This window comes from Nostoc sp. S13 (genome assembly GCF_029379315.1).
In the GTDB taxonomy this organism is placed as follows: domain Bacteria; phylum Cyanobacteriota; class Cyanobacteriia; order Cyanobacteriales; family Nostocaceae; genus Nostoc.
This window is the reverse complement of the sequence record NZ_JAQYWQ010000061.1, coordinates 1-19495: the sequence shown is the minus strand read 5'-3', so window position 1 is coordinate 19495 and position 19495 is coordinate 1. Positions and strand designations below refer to the sequence as shown.

At 40.2% G+C, this 19495-nt stretch carries 17 protein-coding genes; 10 read left to right on the top strand and 7 right to left on the bottom strand.

What is annotated here, in order from left to right; all coding sequences use genetic code 11:
* Positions 1-223: 223 nt before the first annotated feature.
* From PUQ00_RS18855 to PUQ00_RS18830, 6 genes are all read right to left on the bottom strand, one after another.
* The gene (locus tag PUQ00_RS18855; protein WP_300419374.1) at positions 224-1312 is read right to left on the bottom strand and encodes an aromatic ring-hydroxylating dioxygenase subunit alpha; all 1089 of its coding nucleotides are present in this window, start codon (positions 1310-1312) and stop codon (positions 224-226) included.
* An 844-nt stretch (positions 1313-2156) separates the two neighbouring features.
* The gene (locus PUQ00_RS18850) at positions 2157-3323 is read right to left on the bottom strand and encodes an EcsC family protein (RefSeq protein WP_300419372.1); all 1167 of its coding nucleotides are present in this window, start codon (positions 3321-3323) and stop codon (positions 2157-2159) included.
* A 153-nt stretch (positions 3324-3476) separates the two neighbouring features.
* Complete coding sequence (locus tag PUQ00_RS18845) at positions 3477-3824, bottom strand: type II toxin-antitoxin system PemK/MazF family toxin (RefSeq protein ID WP_300419371.1); 348 nt, start codon at positions 3822-3824, stop codon at positions 3477-3479.
* A complete protein-coding gene (locus PUQ00_RS18840; RefSeq protein WP_300419369.1) occupies positions 3821-4057 on the bottom strand; it encodes a hypothetical protein in 237 nt (78 codons plus the stop codon). Before PUQ00_RS18840 ends, PUQ00_RS18845 begins: the two co-directional genes overlap by 4 nt.
* A gap of 308 nt (positions 4058-4365) precedes the next feature.
* Positions 4366-5193: an alpha/beta hydrolase gene (locus PUQ00_RS18835; RefSeq protein ID WP_300419367.1), complete on the bottom strand. Its 828-nt coding sequence runs from the start codon at positions 5191-5193 to the stop codon at positions 4366-4368.
* Positions 5194-5265: 72 nt separating this feature from the next.
* A complete protein-coding gene (locus tag PUQ00_RS18830) occupies positions 5266-5991 on the bottom strand; it encodes a 1-acyl-sn-glycerol-3-phosphate acyltransferase (RefSeq protein WP_300419366.1) in 726 nt (241 codons plus the stop codon).
* Between the two features lie 383 nt (positions 5992-6374).
* On the opposite strand from PUQ00_RS18830, the gene metG reads away from it, so the two are divergent.
* The 5 genes from metG to menH all read left to right on the top strand — a co-directional run bounded on the left by metG (position 6375) and on the right by menH (position 11619).
* A complete protein-coding gene (gene metG, locus PUQ00_RS18825) occupies positions 6375-7979 on the top strand; it encodes a methionine--tRNA ligase (protein WP_300419364.1) in 1605 nt (534 codons plus the stop codon).
* 166 nt (positions 7980-8145) lie between these two features.
* A complete protein-coding gene (locus tag PUQ00_RS18820) occupies positions 8146-8775 on the top strand; it encodes an NYN domain-containing protein (protein WP_300419408.1) in 630 nt (209 codons plus the stop codon).
* Positions 8775-9983 carry an LPS export ABC transporter periplasmic protein LptC gene (gene lptC, locus PUQ00_RS18815; protein WP_300419362.1) on the top strand — a complete coding sequence of 403 codons (1209 nt, stop codon included), beginning with the start codon at positions 8775-8777 and terminating at the stop codon, positions 9981-9983. Before PUQ00_RS18820 ends, lptC begins: the two co-directional genes overlap by 1 nt.
* Positions 9984-10171: 188 nt before the next feature.
* Positions 10172-10573 (top strand): metal-sensitive transcriptional regulator, encoded by a 402-nt coding sequence (locus tag PUQ00_RS18810; protein ID WP_300419361.1) that lies wholly within the window; start codon positions 10172-10174, stop codon positions 10571-10573.
* A 230-nt stretch (positions 10574-10803) separates the two neighbouring features.
* Positions 10804-11619 (top strand): 2-succinyl-6-hydroxy-2,4-cyclohexadiene-1-carboxylate synthase, encoded by an 816-nt coding sequence (gene menH / locus PUQ00_RS18805; RefSeq protein WP_300419407.1) that lies wholly within the window; start codon positions 10804-10806, stop codon positions 11617-11619.
* A 7-nt stretch (positions 11620-11626) separates the two neighbouring features.
* On the opposite strand, the gene PUQ00_RS18800 is transcribed toward menH, so the two are convergent.
* Entirely contained in the window at positions 11627-12283 is a 657-nt protein-coding gene (locus tag PUQ00_RS18800; RefSeq protein ID WP_300419360.1) for a glycoside hydrolase family protein, read from the bottom strand.
* 407 nt (positions 12284-12690) lie between these two features.
* On the opposite strand from PUQ00_RS18800, the gene PUQ00_RS18795 reads away from it, so the two are divergent.
* The 5 genes from PUQ00_RS18795 (at position 12691) to PUQ00_RS18775 (ending at position 18768) form a co-directional block, all read left to right on the top strand.
* The gene (locus PUQ00_RS18795; RefSeq protein WP_300419359.1) at positions 12691-13155 is read left to right on the top strand and encodes a DUF29 domain-containing protein; all 465 of its coding nucleotides are present in this window, start codon (positions 12691-12693) and stop codon (positions 13153-13155) included.
* Positions 13156-13515: 360 nt separating this feature from the next.
* On the top strand, positions 13516-15927 hold the full coding sequence (locus PUQ00_RS18790; protein ID WP_300419358.1) for a GH116 family glycosyl hydrolase: 2412 nt from the start codon (positions 13516-13518) through the stop codon (positions 15925-15927).
* A 298-nt stretch (positions 15928-16225) separates the two neighbouring features.
* On the top strand, positions 16226-16429 hold the full coding sequence (locus PUQ00_RS18785; protein ID WP_300419357.1) for a hypothetical protein: 204 nt from the start codon (positions 16226-16228) through the stop codon (positions 16427-16429).
* A 45-nt stretch (positions 16430-16474) separates the two neighbouring features.
* Positions 16475-16687 carry a hypothetical protein gene (locus PUQ00_RS18780; protein WP_300419356.1) on the top strand — a complete coding sequence of 71 codons (213 nt, stop codon included), beginning with the start codon at positions 16475-16477 and terminating at the stop codon, positions 16685-16687.
* A 1610-nt stretch (positions 16688-18297) separates the two neighbouring features.
* Positions 18298-18768, top strand: a complete 471-nt coding sequence (locus PUQ00_RS18775) for a HetP family heterocyst commitment protein (RefSeq protein WP_300419406.1) — start codon at positions 18298-18300, stop codon at positions 18766-18768.
* Positions 18769-19495 lie beyond the last annotated feature (727 nt).

The window sequence follows — 19495 nt, the reverse complement described above, 5'->3', positions numbered from 1 at the left end:
AAAAATAAATTAAAAGTTAAAAGTAATTTCGTTGAACTTTTAACTTTTATTAATTGTTATACCATTTCACAAAATACCTGCTAAACATACATTTGTAGGGGCGTACAGATGTACGCCCCTACAGGCGATTTATTTCTTGCAAAAATTGTTGACAATGGTATGATTTAGTCTGCGTTTAATTGACCAAGTAATCTGACGGAATTCTGGTCATATAGACATGATACTAATCATTACTCATTGTATCTTGCCATCTCTCACGCTTGGGCTTACTCTCCATATCGCGCGATCGCGCTTCTTGCCAAGTCCCCCACATTCGGGATTGCTGTTTTTCAACATGGTTAATAAACTGCATGATTGACTGATCTGCTTTGATGGGAGTTTTCAAATCAAACTTAATTGTTTGGACAATCTTGATGTCACCCATGAGAAAGTATTTACCTGCAATATTAGTCAGCCATAGCACAACTCGATTGCATAACCAACCAAAAATTCCTTTACGTTTTTTAGTAATCAACAGGATTTGACCTTCAGTTTTTCCCCCTTCGTGAAGGCGAACTGCAAACATCGTGTGGACATGGAAGAAATCGGGGCCAAGTGTCACAATGCCAATGCTACCGTACCAATAGCAAATACTGTAAGTTATGGCATTTTTGTAGAAAAGACGGATGAGCTTAATCAAAAACGAATTGTCTTTGATGGGTGTAGTGTTACTGAAGATAATAGCATTCTCGTTCAGTTCCTGTCTTTCAAAAATAACTTCTATTGGCAGTTTGTGAACTGTATTGAGGTGTTGAGCATCAATCGCATTAATCATCACCACATTGGGGTGACAGTTCATCACGAAGTGAGAAGAGATGGTGACATCACACTCCTTTTGTTCTAACTCTGGAACAAAAGGTAGAGGTTGTTGTGGTATTTCTCCAGTCCAAACCCAAATCATTCCATACTTTTCAGCAGTGGGCCAAGTTTGTAACTTCAGGGAAACCGGCGCATCTAAACATGGGATATCAATACACATCCCTTCAGCATCAAACTTCCAGTGGTGGAAAAAACAACGTAGTGCATTACCCTCAACTTTACCTTCAGCAAGGTGAGCGCCCATATGTGGACAGTAGGCATCAAAGGTAACTACTCTTCTGTCTTTACCACGGTAAATCACTAATTCTCTACCCAAAATCGTGACAGGTTTTACTTCACCCACCCGCAGATTTTGAGAGGGTATTACCCAATACCAGCCCTCAATAAAATGCTCTGGATTATTAAAATTTTTAGGTTTACGGGTTGAGCTAAAAGTCTGCGAGTTTAGATTCATTTTTATGGTTTCACTTCAAGTGAAGCAGTTGATCTAGAAGTAACATGGGAACTAAAAAAAAACAGTTACTTTCAGTACTATGACAAACAGTTACCCATTAAAAATTGTTCGTGCAGCGTCCGTAGAGAAGAGAGTTTTAGACTCTTATTTAAACCCCGACTGTAGCCCCGCAGGGTAACTGAGAGCAGCGCCTTGCGTATTTTCCCCACGGCAATTCCTTCTCCTGTCAAAGACGCTGCGCGTAGCTTGTTTGTATTGCAGGGGTACAAGTCTGACATTGCTCGCCTAACGGACTGCCTCCCCTTTGTGCCAACTGCGGGAACGGAGTCGGAGCCTAACCGCTACGTGTATGCGTTAGCCTCTCACGAACGGCAGAAGGGAAGGAGTCTTAAATCCTTTGATTTACGATAAATCAATAAAATTCAGAACGTAAAATTATGAGTAAATATTATTAACAATGTCAAAATTATGTCAATAAAATATCAGCTAAATTAAGCTAATATCCATTAATAATAGATATTTAAAAAATTAAAACTTAGTAAAATCTCTAATTAGATAAAAATTTCAATTACTGATGCCAATATAGCGCTTCTCAGTTGAGTTTAATACAGACCTAACAAGAACAGCCCCTTACGCCAGGTGCTTTAAGTCGGCTCCGCCGACGGCAGTTGCTTCTCCCAAGGGGAGACGCTACGCGAACAAGCCGGGAAACCCGTCCAACGCACTGCCTCCCCAACGCACTGGCTCTCCTACTAGCGTTGGGAAGTAAGCCTCAAAGCCTCTCTCCTTTTAAGAGAGAGGTTATGCCGATCCCGTGAAAATTCAGATCCCAATGCCCCATGCCCTATGTCTTAATTGCATTTACATCAATGTCAAATTTGTTAGCGATCGCTTCTATTATTTCTTGCTCAATTGGTGTAGTGTGATTGTCAAGCTGGGCAATTTTGTAACACTGAGTCAACAAGGGTATGGCAAAATCACGATTTAGCTGATTGAGCAGTACATCTAAAGACTTAGGTGATTTGATATTTTGGGCAATGACATCCAAGGAGGTAGGATTAAGGTTTACAGCTTGTAATTCTGGCAAAATTTCTTCCCAAGTCTTCTCTGGATGACTGGCGAGAATCATGTGTACTAAAATTTGATCCATAACGGCTTCTTGAGCGATCGCACTTGCCAAATATTTGTCACTTTCGGCTTTTAATGTTGCCAATGTCTGTGGCGATGCCAAGGAAGTTGATTCATCCAGCTTCGCTTCGTAAAATCGACAAGCAGCATACCCCAATGAATAGATCATCGTTGCATTTGAACTAGCTGCGATCGCTACACCCGCCAAAGGCACATTTCGCAGCAAGCCTAATCCCGCAGCTTTCAAAAGACGCTCTCCCCCCAAAGCCAAACCAAAAATTGCCAAAACTTCACCTTTACGGGCAGGATCTTTTAAATCTAGCCCGTAGACAGATGCAATTTGATAAAGCATTTCTGACTGCAATTTTGTTGTTGCTGTTAAATCAATTGCAAACAATGCCACTGCTATTCCTGGCAAAATACTAGTTGCGAGTCCAACTGTGGCTGCTTGAGTTGCTTTTTCCACCATGATTCGGTGAGCAATCTGGCTGGGTGATTCATTGGGATACTTTTGCTTGAGCTTATTTACCGCAACTTCTGCTTTTTCCAAATCAACAACGTTAATAGCACCAATTAGCCAATTGAGATTTAACACTCCAGATAGTTTTCTAATCAGCCAATTTTCGCTAAGGCTATTCACAACCTGACCGCTAGTTTGAGTTGTTTGCTCAATTAACTTGTGTGTTTGTTTCGCCGTCGCTTCTCCCACCTCTACTGCTGTATCTAAAACTGCTTTGCCAGTCTGAGCAACAGTTTCAACAAAAGACTCTAATATAGACGGTTCATTTTCCACTGATGATTGAGCCTGAATTTTTACTTCTGAAGTTTCTCTGGGTGAATTAACTAATTTGTTCACCTTTATTTCTTGCGGTTTGTCTGCCATTGCTTGACACCATCTTGTAAAGCCTCTCTCTTTAAACTTGTAGCGAAAATATGAGTGGCTTGACATCTCCCTACAAGTACAAGTCGTCAGAGCAAATAGGAATTATTCTGGGGTTTGACTATAGAGGTGTAAAGGGTGACTGAGGTTTGGACTTTACAACTGATAACCTAATGTTAATAACACTTTCCCTTCTAAAATAGTAAGTATTTCTGGAGTCAAAACGCCAACTTTTCTTTGCAATCTGGTTTTATCAATTACCCGCAATTGGTGGCAAAGAGCAACTGAATCTCGTTCTAATCCACCTTCACCACTTGGAATTAATAAACAGGTTGGCAAAGACACACGACGTAAATTTGTTGTTAAAGGAATGGTGATGACAGTGGTAGAAAATTCGGCGACGATATCATCTTGAAAGATAATAACTGGTCTTGTGCCTGCTTGTTCAGAACCCTTGGTAGGGTCTAAATTGGCTAGCCATACTTCACCTCGTTGAACCCTCATTTCAAATCTTCTTGTGTAAGAAGTTCTGCATATTCATCTAATCCTGCTTCAGCCAGTTGACGATCTTCCTGGGCAAATTCACTGTAAAGAGCAGCCATTTGATTTTTATCTATTTGCCAGCTAACATTTCTGCTGCGGAATTTGAGGAAGGCAATAAAATCACTAACTTGTTTGAGTTGTTCTTCATTCAATTTGTCTAATTCATGGCTGAGGAACTCTTTGAGAGCAACCATTTGAGAGTCTCCAAAAATATGTGTTAAGGTTTTTGAGGACGCAAGCATTATTTGAAGCTGACGAGATATTAGATGTCGTTTACCCTATCTTCTCACCTAACAAGGCAAAAGTTAAAATATTGCGTGGCTCAAGTCCAATACACTTTTAGTTAGCACATTCCAAGTGTTAAGGTCTTTCCGTGCGATCGCACTTCAGTTATGGGAGAATCTGAAGCGATGCCTACGGCGGTAAACTACGCTGTTTAGCAATTTTGACTCGCTTGATGGCGATTTGCACTTGTAGAAATGCGTAGGCATCGCCCTTCAGCTTATCCTTTCACCTCTTGCCCCGTACCTATATCAGCTTTACTTTCTAAAAAGTCGTTATCCTTAAGAATTTCATAGAGATTAATATTTTGCTCTAGCAAGCAAGCGTGTCCACAATGGGGCAACACCACAATCTTATTATTTGGTAAGATATTTCCTATCCGGTTCACTTCAGTTACAGAAGGCAAAAGGCGATCGCTAGCACCAGCAATCAACAAAACTGGTTGAGTTAAGCGACCTAACTGTTTCTCGTCAATATGAAACTCTCGCAGTAAAGACAATCGCCAATGAACGGTTTCTGCCGGTATAGAACGCATAGTTTTTAGCAGTTCATGGCGATCGCTTGGAGAAATGCGTGGCAAAGATGCTAGAAACGGCAACAACCCCAGTGCGCCAACATCATACAACCCTGATGGCACTAAGTAAGTAAGTTGAGATGCCCAATTCAACCAAGGGCGAAGATGAAAGGCGGAAGCTGGGTTAATTAGAATAATTCGCCTAAATAAATGGGGTGCTTGGATTGCCACTTTCATTGCCAAGCAACCACCAAAGGACTCACCACACAGGTAAACTGGCCTCTGAGGGATTTTTTCTAATTCCGCGTGGATCAAGTCCAATACACTCTTAGTTAGCACATCCCAAGTGTTAAGGTCTTTCCGAGGGAGCGCCAAACAACGGACATCAAAGCCAGTTTCTAATCCAGCAGTTTGCGATCGCAATAGTTGACCAGTTCCATCCATTCCTGGCAAATATACCAACAAAGGATACTCTGGCTGTACTCTTTCAGGAGTCAGGAAACAAGGATTTAGCTCAACTTCTGGGATAATCATTGGTCATTAGTCAATGGTATAAAAATTTTGAAATGCTGATTGTTACTTATAAAACCTTCAGTGCTTTTGATTCTAATAGCAACCTTGACGCAGTAAATTACTAATTTCGCCCTGACAGTGTTCCGTCAGTTCAGCCACAACAGTTCTGGCCTGTTTCCCGTGATATTTTTTCTGATGTTGGGGCGTCATCCAATAAGGGCGACCGATTAACACCGCAACCCGCCGATAAATTACCAAAGGATGCCAACCACCTTGATTAAATAAAGGTTCTGAAGGGTCAAATACACTCAAAAGCTTTAAAGGGAAGCCATTCGTGTTTACCTCTTCTAAAGAGGCGATCGCGATCGGCAAAATAGCTAAATCCTGCACATTCGCTCGCAATGCCAAATGGGCAAATCCTCGCTGAAATTCACCCACCTGGTTTGGCTGAGTAAATTTCACCATTGGTTCAGTCCCTTCTGGAAATACTCCCACCATCTGCTTGGACTGTAATAGCGCCTGTGACTGCGAAAAAAAGCTTTGCTGGCGGTTTTGAGTTTCTTCTAAGGGGAAACACCCCAATTGTCCGGTGACAATCTCCCGCATTATTGGCACTTGTCCCATGTAGTGATGGCAAGCAAAGCGAATCGGACTCGATAACGCCGCCATTAAAATCAGTGCATCCATAAAGCTGCGGTGATTGCTGACTACCAACACGCTGGCATCCTGGGGAATGCGATCCTCATAGTAGCGAAACATTTGCGTTGAGAGTGCCGCCACCAAAGCGCGAGAAATCTCCAGGGGGCTATTTCGACTCATACCTAATCAATATATTTTTCCGGTAAATATGGCAGTTTATCTTAAATTAATTTTTACATTTCTTTACTATTGCCATCACCGTCTTAAGATAGAAATGTCTGATCTACAAAAGCAGCTAGATTTTCTGCGTTTGGGATTATGTATTCCTGATCACAATAACATCATCTAATAGTAACTATTAAAAAAAACTATGACTAGTTAATTTGCATGTTTTAGGGAAAAATGGGCTTAATTGATGCATATTCCAAAAGGATTATTGGGCTGAGAAATTTGCTAATATTAAGTTATTATTGGAAAAAATGGACATAATATTGTACAATTTTGTAGTTTTACCGACCAAACCAAAGATGTAAAACGTTTTAATAAGTTAATTTTTATTTTGCATGAATTTAGTGAATAAAACAGAAAAGACATTTGCACTGACAACACCGCTATATTATGTCAACGATGTCCCCCATATAGGCAGTGCTTATACGACGATCGCAGCAGATGTAGTCGCGCGATTTCAGAGGCTGCTGGGACATCAGGTATTACTAATTACAGGTACAGATGAGCATGGGCAAAAAATTCAGCGATCGGCAGAAAGTTTAGGAAAAGCACCACAAGAGTTTTCTGATGAAATTGTCCCTAGCTTCGTGAATTTGTGGCAGTTACTAGACATTCAATACGATCGCTTTAGTCGGACTACTGCACCTCGTCATGAAGCGATCGTCAAAGAATTTTTTGAGCGAGTATGGGAATCTGGTGATATCTACCAGGGACAACAACAAGGCTGGTACTGCGTATCTTGTGAAGAATTCAAAGAAGAACGAGAACTGCTAGAAGGACACTATTGCCCCATTCACACTAACAAAGAAGTCGAGTGGCGAGACGAGCAAAACTACTTTTTCCGCTTATCTAAATATCAAACTCAACTGGAAGAATATTATCAGTCTAAACCAGATTTTATCCAGCCAGGAAGTCGGCGTAATGAAGTCATAAGCTTTGTAAATCAAGGGTTGCAAGACTTTTCTATTTCGCGGGTGAATCTAGATTGGGGTTTTCCTGTACCAGTTGATCCCAAGCACACTCTTTATGTCTGGTTTGATGCACTGCTAGGTTATGTCACAGCATTACTAGAACCAGATGCAGAACCGACTTTAGCAAATGCTTTAAAAACATGGTGGCCAATTAACTTGCACCTAATTGGTAAAGATATTCTCCGCTTCCATGCAGTCTACTGGCCGGCAATGCTGTTGTCAGCTGGCTTACCCTTACCAGGGCGAGTATTTGGGCATGGCTTTTTGACCAAAGATGGTCAGAAGATGGGCAAAAGTCTGGGTAATACCCTTGATCCAGTAGCGTTAGTTCAGCGCTATGGTAGTGATGCCGTTCGTTATTACTTCCTTAAGGAAATCGAATTTGGCAAGGATGGAGATTTTAATGAAGTTAGATTCATTAATGTTCTGAATGCAGATTTGGCAAATGATTTAGGTAATTTGCTCAATCGCACCTTGAGTATGGTGAAGAAATACTGTGCTGAGAATAATGTCCCATCAATCGGCAATGAAGCAATTCCTGACGAAAATCCTTTGAAAGCAATTGGTTTACGTCTAGGGGAACAGGTAAAACAAGCCTATGAAGACCTAGCTTTCAGTCAAGCCTGCGGGGCCATCCTTTCACTGGCGCAAGCCGGTAATAAGTTTATTGATGAACAAGCTCCTTGGTCATTATATAAACAGGGACAGCAGGAGTCGGTGGAAAAAGTTCTCTACGCAGTTCTAGAATCAGTTAGACTAGCAGCTTATCTGCTATCCCCAATTATTCCCAACATCAGTAGCGATATCTATCAGCAGCTGGGCTTTGGAATAAACTTTAACAATCAAATACAAAGTTCAGTTACCGCTCCTTTTGCCACCCATTCAACATGGGGGATACTATCTAGTAAACAACAGTTGGGTACACACCAACCGATTTTTAAGCAAATAGAACCCCCGAAAAACGATTAGTCTCTTATCAAACTCTGATTTTGTTCAATTTGTTATTCTCTCAAAAAATTTATCGGGGCTTAACTTAATTAGCCCCGGAACATTATCATAAGCCGCTGTGACTAGCATCTAAAAGTTGGTAATTTGTATCAAAAATAACAGGCATAAAAATTGAGGTATCACAATGATGTTGAATAATTTAGAAAATGATTCAATCTTTACGCCAGAACAAGTTTTGGAGAATCGGGGCAGGGTTGCCATTTTTATTGATGGCTCAAATCTATTTTACGCTGCATTGCAATTAGGGATCGAAATTGATTACACCAAGCTGTTGTGTCGATTAACTGGAGGTTCTAGACTACTGCGGGCTTTTTTCTACACTGGGGTAGATCGGACAAACGAAAAGCAACAGGGGTTTCTGCTGTGGATGCGTCGCAATGGTTATCGAGTCATTGCTAAGGATTTAGTCCAGCTACCAGATGGCTCTAAAAAAGCTAACCTGGATGTAGAAATAGCGGTAGATATGATGGCACTTGTAGATTCTTATGATACCGCAATTTTAGTTAGCGGTGACGGAGATTTAGCATATGCGGTAAATTCAGTCAGCTATCGCGGCGTGCGGGTAGAAGTAGTGAGCTTACGTTCGATGACCAGCGACAGCTTAATTAATGTAAGCGATCGCTACATTGATTTAGAAGCCATCAAAGAGGATATTCAAAAAACCCCTCGCCAAAGCTATCCATATCGACCGTTATCTGGTATCGGTTTTTTAGAAGACCCTAGAACTAGTGATGGACACCTAGAAATCCAAGAATAATGGCGCATCAATTTCATAAAAAGGGGAGCGAGGGAAAGAGAAAAATTCCAAATTTCTCCTCCACTCCTTCCTTCCTTGTTTTACCCTTGACCTTTTTCTTGGTATTTGGTTTAGTTGCGTGCGGAGGTAAATCCCCCCCAGCTTCTCAAGAAAAGACTACGGCTTCATCTGACCAAGATAACAATTTAACTTTCTTTGACGTCACCCTAGAACAAGCAGATGAAGTCGGACGACCGGTTTGGAAAGTCAAGGCGACACGGGCAAAATACACCAAAGAAAAACAAATTGGTCAGGCTGAAAGCCCTTATGGTGAACTATACCAAGATGGCAAAGTGGTTTACCAAATCAAGGCAGATGTAGCAGACATTGAACAGGATGGAAAGCAGTTGCTTCTTAAGGGTAAGATATTTGCCACAGATCCTAGTAATGGAATTGTGTTGCGAGGTAATGAATTAGAATGGCGTCCTAAAGAAGATTTGTTGATTGTCCGCAACCAGATTAAAGGTACTCATAAACAACTAGAAGCAGTGGCCCAAGAAGCGCGAGTTAAAACCCGCGAACAGCGCATGGAATTTTCTGGAGGGGTAGTAGCCAATTCCACTGATCCCCAGATGCAAGTCAGAACTGAGCATTTGATCTGGAATATTAAAGAAGAAAAACTAATTGGCGATCGCCCCATACAAATTGACCGCTACAAAAATAATAAAATTAGCGATCGCGGCAAGGGAAATTCTGCTGAAGTCAACTTAAAAACGAAAATTGCTATTATTCAAAAAAATGCTCAATTAGAATTACTAGATCCACCAGTGGAAATAGCTAGTAACTTTATGACTTGGAACATGAACACAGAAATTGTAACTACAAATTCTCCCGTGCGTATGTTCCACCGTGTCGAAAATCTTACCGTGACTGCCAATCATGGTGAAATGAAAATACCGCAAAAAACGGTTTATTTAACAGGTAACGTCAACGCCATTGGTCAGCGTCGCCAATCTTTGAAATCTAATACATTAACTTGGTATTTAGACAATAAGTTAATTCAAGCTCAGGGAAACATATTTTATCAGCAAGTTGATCCACCATTAAATTTTACCGGTGAAACAGCCCTTGGTAATTTGCAAACAGAAAATATTGTTGTCAAAGGTGGCAATTCTAGCGGTAGGGTAGTAACGGAGATTATTCCCCAAGAAAGAGCCAATCGTCAGTAGTAAAGTTAGCCCCTTCGGGGAAGTCAAAAGTCACTCATTCAAAAGTTAAAATTTTGAACCCCATACTTCGACAAGCTCAGTAACCATAAATAAATTTAGTTGCTCTGAGTCAGCGTCCGCCGTATTTATTGCGTTGCATGATCGAGTACTAAGCTAGGATCTTAATACTAGAACTCCTTTAATAACCCATGAATGGATCAAACCGATTAGGTAAGAAATCCTTGCCAACATCCCAACAAGCAGAATATTCCCACGATGACGATACAGACCACGAGCATATAGATCATACTCATGGGACTGGAGATTCGGCTCATGCTCATGTCCATAGCGAAGAGTCTTTACGGCGAATTGTCAATCGATTATCGCGTATAGAAGGACATGTTCGTGGTATTAAGGCAATGGTGCAGCAAAGTAGCCCTTGTCCTGATGTTCTACTGCAAATTGCCGCAGTCCGCGGCGCATTAGATCGGGTAGCGCGAATTGTTTTGGATGAACATTTAACTGAGTGTATTGGTAGAGCCGCACAAGAAGGTAATATTGATGTTGAAATTAAACAGTTGAAAGCTGCTTTGGATCGATTTTTACCTTAAGAATTAAAAAAATAAATAAAAAATTAACTAGCACGATAAGACATTTTGTAGAGATGTCAGATTTGGTGTATTGATTCAGGCAGAGGCTTCTTTATGCCAAACTTAATATAAGTGTCTCACAGTCATAGCAGATGGTCTGGGTAGTTCCAAAGCATGGGATTACCTATCTTGCTTGCCAAGGATTAAAAAAGCGATCGCCTATTAGACTTGGAATATATACCCTCATAAATATGAGTATAAAAAAATATAAATTTAACTATTATTTAAAGGTCAATATAAACAAACCTCTAATTTTTTTATTGCACGGCTTCATGGGAAACATAAATGAATTTGATGAAGCCATAAAATTACTAGGTGAAGATTTTTCTTCTCTCACACTTGACTTACCAGGACATGGTAAAACTCAGGTTTTAGGAGGTGATCAATACTATAAAATAGAACTCACCGCTCAAGCAATAATTAATTTATTAGATGAATTAAAAATAGATAAATGCCACTTAATTGGTTATTCAATGGGCGGAAGATTGGCTTTATATCTAACTATACATTTCCCAGAACGTTTTCTTAAAGTTGTATTAGAATCAGCTTCCCCAGGTTTAGCAACAGAAGCAGATCGATTAGAACGAGTTAGACGTGATGCTCAGATAGCTAGAAAATTAAGCAGAAGTATTATTCAAACTGATTTTGCTGCTTTTCTATCAAATTGGTATAGTCAGCCAATTTTTGGTTCTATCAAAAATCATCCAGAATTTGAAAGATTACTAGAAAATCGTTTGCAGAATCATCTGATAGAATTAACAAAATCACTCCAATTTATGGGGACTGGTAATCAACCATCTTTATGGGCAAAACTCAAAGATAATACAACGCCTTTACTTTTACTAGCTGGTGAAAATGATCAAAAGTTTAGAGCCATAAATATAGAAATAGCTAATATATGTAAAGTTGCAGAACTAAAAGTAATAAGTAATACTGCACATAACATTCACTTTGAAAATACTGTAGAATTTGTGCAAAATATCAGAGAGTTTTTCAATAATCAGTAAAATAAGTTTACTGCTTCTTCGGCTGCTTACCTGATGGCTGAATCTGGGGAGTTGGGGCTAATTTTACTTTTGGTAGTTGCTTCGCTGCGGTTAACTCCTCTTGCAACATTTTCTGATAAATCTTAGACAAAGAGCTACTAACAGAATTAGTTTCTATGCCATATCCTAAACTTGTCCAGGTGGGAGAGAGTAGCCGCAAAACATCATTTAACTTTCCCTGACGCAACTGTTGAGAAATATCAATTCCCCAAACTTTAGAATCACTTAACCAACGGTAAACTACTACATCTTGATATTCTGCTTCAAAACTATAACCAGTCCAAAACATCATCTGCATTGGCTTTGGGTGATAACGGGGGGCTAAACGATACCAAGTAAAGTTGATAATTTGATATCTGCCAGCAGCAGTGGAACAATTACCTGTGTTGGGGCCTGTGACAATTGTGACGCATATCTCAGGATGTCGGCTAAGGTCGTTAACTTGCTGTCCACCATACAACAGCGAATAAGGGCGCTTCCCACTAGCCTCACTCGCCGAGATGGTTCGCATTAAAGCGCGGATATAGGGGTCGCCCTGTTTCATAACCAAAGGCGGCTGTTTATCTTCAAAGATGGGATCGGAAGGCGATCGCAAGTCTCCAGTATACCATTGCAACAAATACACAAAGCCGAGAAGCGCAGCTATTGGCCCAATAAGTTTTTCAACACCTTTGAATTCAAAGCCTTTCAGAGTCCGACTCCTTTAAATTTGCTTTCTTGGCTAACAACAATATTGACGTACTCATTCTGGCAAAGTTCACACTTTATTGTCAGTTATCATTCCCGATTCGCTCATTTTTTTAATAATTAGAAAAAATGAGCATAAATAAGCATAGCAAGCAGCATACTCGCAAAAATACCGAGCAAGTATCGCCTTAGTCACTAAAATCACATGAGTTGTTATTGATGATCAGGCTGAAACTTAAGGCGATCGCTCGTCTATCGTGAATGAGCTAAACCCTTTTGAGTGTGCGATGGAGCGATCGCTTACCTCTGTTATAATTAGATAGTTGATTTTCGCAGCGATTAGCTATGACAACAGAAATATTAAAACCTGTTGAACCTACCCTTTACGAAAAAGATTATTATTTATGGGTAGAAACAACAGTTAAACAATTAGAAAATAAAGATATTGAAAATATCGATTGGCAACATTTATCAGAAGAAATTGAAGCTTTGGGAATTGAACAAAGACGAAAAGTAGAAAGTTACTTAAAACAATTATTAATTCATCTTTTACTTTATCGTTATTGGGAAACTGAAAAAGAGTATTGTCAACGAGGCTGGCAAATAGAAATAACTAATTTCCGTGATGAGCTAGAATTTTTTTTTCGTTCAAAAACACTTTATAACTATTTTCTTAACTGCTTAGATGCAGTTTATATTAAAGCCAGAAGACAAGCAATTCAAAAAACAGGTTTACCGCCTGAGATTTTTCCAGAGAAATGCCCTTTTACTCCTGAAGATATTTTCAATAGTGAGTACTTCCCAGAATAAAAGTGATTTTGTGGTGAATGTGCAATATTTAGTTTTCAGAGCGATCGCTTATCTGTCGTGATTGAAGAAGAATTCAGAAGTCAGAATTCAGGAGTCAGAATCAATCAGTCGGGGATTCAGACCCGCGACTGATTGAAGACCACAAAACAAGAAAATTTGGTGGGGGTCTTAAACGCCGATTATTCATCCACCAGTCGTACAGAATACCTTTCCTGTATTCTGACGACTGGCACCTTTATTCTGTTCGATAAGTTTAGGGCTAATGGGGATTGCCGTGCCCTTACATCGTTATGCGCCTTGAGAAAAATCACGCATCGCGGTAGTCTTCATTGACGTAACTGCACGCTGTAACATCAGGTGATGACAAATCAACTCTCTCCAGAAATTCCCTCTTGCACTTGGAGCCGTCCCATCGGCTTAGGCTGGGAGAAACCTTATACCGTCCGCTATGCAAGTAATATCGATGATGGCCCTTGGCATGGTATGCCTTTAGGCGGCTTTGGTGCAGGTTGCATCGGTCGTTCTTCACGCGGAGATTTTAACCTGTGGCACATCGACGGCGGTGAGCATACCTTTAAAAACGTTCCCGCTTGTCAATTTAGTGTGTTTGAGTCTAATGGCACATCTTCCCAAGCCTACGCTTTATCTACCGAAGCGCCTGATGATGGCACTCTCAAAGCTTGGCAGTGGTATCCGAGACTTCCCAGCATAAAGGGGACGGGCAATTATCATGCTCTATATCCACGTAGCTGGTTTGTGTATGAAAATGTCTTTCAAGCACAGTTGACTTGTGAGCAGTTTTCCCCCGTTTGGGCAGGCAATTACCAAGAAACTAGCTATCCCGTGGCCATATTCCTCTGGAATGCCCACAATCCAACAAATGCACCGATTATTCTCAGCATCATGCTCACTTGGCAAAATATGGTGGGCTGGTTTACAAACGCTCTTAAATCTCCCCAAGTGCGGGTGCGCGATGATGGTAGTCCGGTTTACGAATACCAACCGCGCTGGGGCGAAAGTCAAGGAAACTATAATCAGATAGTTGAAAATACACAACAGTTTGGCTGTGTTTTCGGTCAGATTGGCAGTAATGAACCATTGCAAGAAGGTGATGGAACTTGGTGTATTGCCACGCTCAAGCATCCCCAAGTGGAAATATTTCACCACAGCCGGTGGAATCCTCAAGGAACGGGTGAGGAAATATGGCAAAGCTTTGCTAAAGATGGTTCTTTGCCTAATTATCTAGATACGACAGCAATAGAGGATACACAATTAGGGGCTGCGATGGCACTCCGTTTCACTCTCCAACCAGGCGAAACTCTCGAAATCCCCTTTGTCGTCGCTTGGGATTTGCCGATCACAGAATTTGCGGCTGGGATTAACTATTATCGCAGATATACAGACTTTTTTAGTAAAAGTGGTAATAATGCTTGGGCGATCGCATCCACTGCGCTACAAGAATACCAAAGCTGGCGATCGCAAATTCAAAGTTGGCAAAAACCGATTCTCGACCGGGAAGATTTACCCGACTGGTTTAAAATGGCTCTATTTAATGAGCTTTACGACCTCACTAGCGGCGGTACTCTCTGGAGTGCAGCATCGGAACTTGACCCCATCGGTCAGTTTGCGGTGCTGGAGTGCTTAGATTACCGTTGGTATGAAAGTCTCGATGTGCGGTTATATGGCTCTTTTGCCCTACTGATGCTGTTTCCAGAACTAGAAAAGTCGGTGATGCGGGCATTTGCACGAGCGATTCCTGAAGGTGATGATACACCCCGAATAATCGGCTATTACATGACAATTAAGGCAGAAAGTCCGATCGCAGTTCGCAAAGTCGCAGGTGCAACACCCCACGATTTAGGTGCACCGAATGAACACGTTTGGGAGAAAACCAACTACACCAGCTATCAAGACTGCAATTTGTGGAAAGATTTAAGTAGTGATTTTGTCTTGCAAGTATACCGTGATTTTCTGCTCACGGGTGCTGACGATGTAGAATTTTTGGCAGATTGTTGGAATGCGATCGTTCAAACTCTCGACTACTTGAAAACTTTTGACCTTGATGGGGATGGGATTCCCGAAAATTCTGGTGCGCCTGACCAAACCTTTGATGATTGGCGGTTGCAGGGTGTCAGTGCCTATTGTGGTGGGTTGTGGTTGGCGGCGCTGGAGGCTGCGATCGCAATTAGCGAAGTTCTACTAACGAACCGCAGAGGCGCAGAGAACACAGAGGAATTAAGGGTTCAAAAATCCACCTATGAAAGTTGGTTGGAACAATCTCTTCCTATTTACCAAGAAAAACTTTGGAATGGGCAATATTATCGACTCGATAGTGGAAGTGGTTCCGATGTGGTAATGGCAGATCAACTGTGTGGACAGTTTTATGCTCGTCTGCTGGACTTACCTGATATTGTACCAAGCGATCGCGCCCTCTCTGCCCTGAAAACTGTTTATGATGCGTGCTTTTTGAAATTCTGTAATGGTGAGTTTGGTGCTGCTAATGGTGTTCGTCCTGACGGTTCACCGGAAAATCCCAAAGCTACTCATCCTTTGGAAGTCTGGACGGGGATAAACTTTGGGCTAGCGGCTTTTCTTGTGCAGATGGGAATGAAGGATGAAGCGTTGAGGTTGACGCAAGCTGTGGTGCAGCAAATTTATGACAATGGTCTGCAATTTCGCACACCTGAAGCTATCACCGCAGCTGGTACTTTCCGCGCTAGCACTTACTTACGGGCAATGGCGATTTGGGGAATTTACTTAGTTATTAATTGATTGGCTATCAAAGCGGTTCTCATTTTGATGCAACACACGTAGAGTAGCACAGCTGTGCTACCCTACAAACTTTAAAACAAACGGTCGTATTCCACGTAATTGAGCCTGCCTTCATTAGAGAAAGCAGAGTCTAGATTTGTGATTTTATTTTCTGAGTGTTTCCGGAAGCGAAGGAAAATTTCAGTAATGGTAAGAGTTGAAGGATTGAGAATTCCAGACTACTCTTTCAAAAAATGCAAATATTACTAGCTTTAGCCATAAATCTTGCTAGTATTTCCCAAAAAACTGAAATGAAACCATGAACTCCTCTTTGTCATTAAGAGTTCAGGGAGATGTGAAATATATAAGTAACCAGCAGTCTCCCACTCCAAAAATGGCTATCCTCAAATTTTTGAGAATAGTTGCAGGGGATACAAACCTAGAATCGGAATTTAGGCAAGTTTGGGTTTTCCGTAAGTTTGAACTAGGCGACGAGGTAACTATCGACGGTACAGATGGGTAAACTGAAGACAATAACAATCTTGTGTACTTAGTTTGCGAGGGTCGAGTGCGACTACTTGCGTTTAACGCAACTATTGGACGAGAAGTTTCAACTCAGTTGCTGTCAGTTAACCAAACTTTTAGGATAGACCACTTATTTTGCAAACAACCTTTAGCATATCGAGCGATCGCAGTAAGTGCGTGTTTTCTAGCTCAGATTAACATTTCTGACCTCAGACAGTGGTTACAGGGTATACCTAATCTGAAAAATTATTGGTGATGCGTGGGCAGATGTTGCTATATAGCTCAGATTTACTTTAGAACAAGCGAACGCATCTGCCAAACTAGGCTCAGACGACTTTATCCAAGAACTGCCTTTGGGGTATAACATCCTCGTGAGAGAACGCGATGCAATGGAACGACAAAAAATTGCGATGACTGCGGCGGGCAAAGCCATCATGCACTGATTAAGAACCCAACAATTCTGATTTTGGATGAAGCAAATAGTGCGCTAGATATCGAGTCGTAACGCCAATTTCAACAGGACTTAACTGAGATTAATCAAGCTTGCACTACCTTCATCATGTGACTATATCCTTGTTCTAGACCGAAGTTTCCTAGTTAAGTAAGGAACTCATCAATAACTCATGGCAATTGGTGGTTTTTATTACGAATTAGCCCAACTACAACTGTATCTGTAATCTCACCTATACAAATCTATTAGATATTAGTATACATCCAAGTTGTTGCTGAATCAACTTAGCAATACTCTTTGTTAACTAGCTTTGTCTCTATTATTAAATTCTCTAAAGTTGTAGAGGTTTAGCCTGCTACATCTTTTCTGTTGAAAGCATCCTGTTACGGGTGTTTTGCTTAACTCAGTTGATGATAATTAAAACTATATATATTACTACTAACCACTAATTCTATTTTAAAACTAGGCTATCTGTGAATTCCTAGCTGATTTCATAAATATTTAATCAGCCGTTTACAGCGATTTCATTGGAAGCATGGCAAATGTGTAAGTTATATCAAACCCAGGCTATAAATTGCCATTGCGTTCGCCTTTGGCGTTCCCGCAGGGTACGCAACGTAGTGGAGCGTTCGCAATGACAAACATATTCTTGCAAAATTGGGATGCACCCATTTCATATAGATAAGCTAAAGCTGTAGTCTTTGTAGAATCAGAGATACAAGGCTAATAGATAACATTATCTAATTGAAAATTTTTCAATACTTATGGCTGCTCGCGGTTTCTAAATCTCTATATATTACTATTTTTATAAGTTGCTTTACCTCATCGTTAATGGTAATATTTTCTAGCGACTCGACAATAATAAAGGGTTTAAATTGAGATTGTATGAGGGGTCTTACCCCTCACTAATTAGGGAATAAGGACAAAATTGAAAGTTGCACAATACGCATGTACGTATCGAAATATATTCAGTAAATTTAACTGATTAATCTGCTAATTTAGTAGATGACATTAACGACAAAAAATAGTATAAATAGCAATAACGTTGTTAACGCTCAAAGATAAATAAATTTTCTCTACTAGCCAAAAACAATATGCAAAATTCCCGGAGAATGCTTAATTCAGCAGTAGTAAGAAATACAAGCAGGTGAACAGATAGAATTTATTCAATTAGGAGTTGAATAAATTTAATAAGACAAAATTGTATCTACTAAGAGCCACACAAGACTTTTGTCCTACCAGTCATATGACAAGACAAAAGGTAAATTTTTACCTTTGACTGCCATTGATGATATTTTTCCACAAGTGATTAAACAGCTGCAAAAAGGCTAGTGCAGTTTGTAAATCTCAATTGAAACACCAACAATCGTAGAAACTGAACTAGTTTACTTCATCCCAGATAACTAAAACCTATGATGAATCAAGACATTGCTGGCATTAGTAGTAACTTAGATAAGACAGTGAAGGCTCAACAATTTGACAAAGTAGTTGAAGCAATTCTTGCTGGAAAATATTCCTGGGCATGTGTTTTAATGCTGCGATTTGCTGGCTATAATCCTCTCCATTACATTCCATATCGCACCTACAATCGATTGCTAAAAGAAAACTCTAAAGCCAGTAGGACAAATCAACAGCAAAGTGAAAATATAAAAATGCTGAAACATGCTAATGATTCAATATCTGATAGTAATGTATCATCAAGCTGCTTAAGCAAAATCAAAGACAGAGCTTATCTGGAAGTAGTTGGAAAGCAAAAAACAGAAATTCGTGGTGGTAGTTTAGATCAGAGATTGACACAGCAAATTAACGATCATCAATCAATTAAATCGCAATTAAATCCCGAAAGCGCTGAAGATATTTCCTTGAAACGCTGTGGATTTAATTAAAAACTATTTGGAATCAATAGATTCTGTCCTAAAGTTGATTGAGTGTCTGAGAGCCTGCTACGCTAATTTAAAATTTATAGCATGGCAGGTTTTATATAAGAGTGATTAATTTGATATTTTTTGCAAAAATCTGCCAAAATGGCAAATATATACTGATGAGATTGGTAAACTAGTAAAAACTACAACTTAAACCCAAAAAGAGGTGATTGGCAAACAAGTTAATTTTAAAAAATAAAATCAATGATTAGTTCTGACTATGAAATAAATCAAAATGATTACAAGAGTAGTCAGTATTTCCTGGAGTAAATAACTCCGACACCAAGACCGATGACCCAACCGTTACTACTGGTGGTTCTATTTTCGAGGAAGTCTAAGCAAAGAGAACTTGGAACGGTAGCTTCTCCCAATCCAACTTTACACAGCTTTCACCGACTGCAGACGGTGCGAGTAATGCTTATAAAACTTTCTATACTGTGGTTGGTGTTGCTTTAGTTAATAAAGCAAACGCTTAACACCAATACCAGGAACGGAAATAGAAAAGTTACGGTGAAATCGTTGTTGTGGCTGGTAGAACTAGTATCTCATACGCTTCTCTTTCGACTATTGTAATCCTAGTCCTCCCAACCTGGATTATCTGTGGTTTCTAAACTTTCAATTTATCGAACAGAATTCAGGAGTCAGGAGTCAGAATACAGAATGAATTCTGTACGACTGGTGGATGAATAAT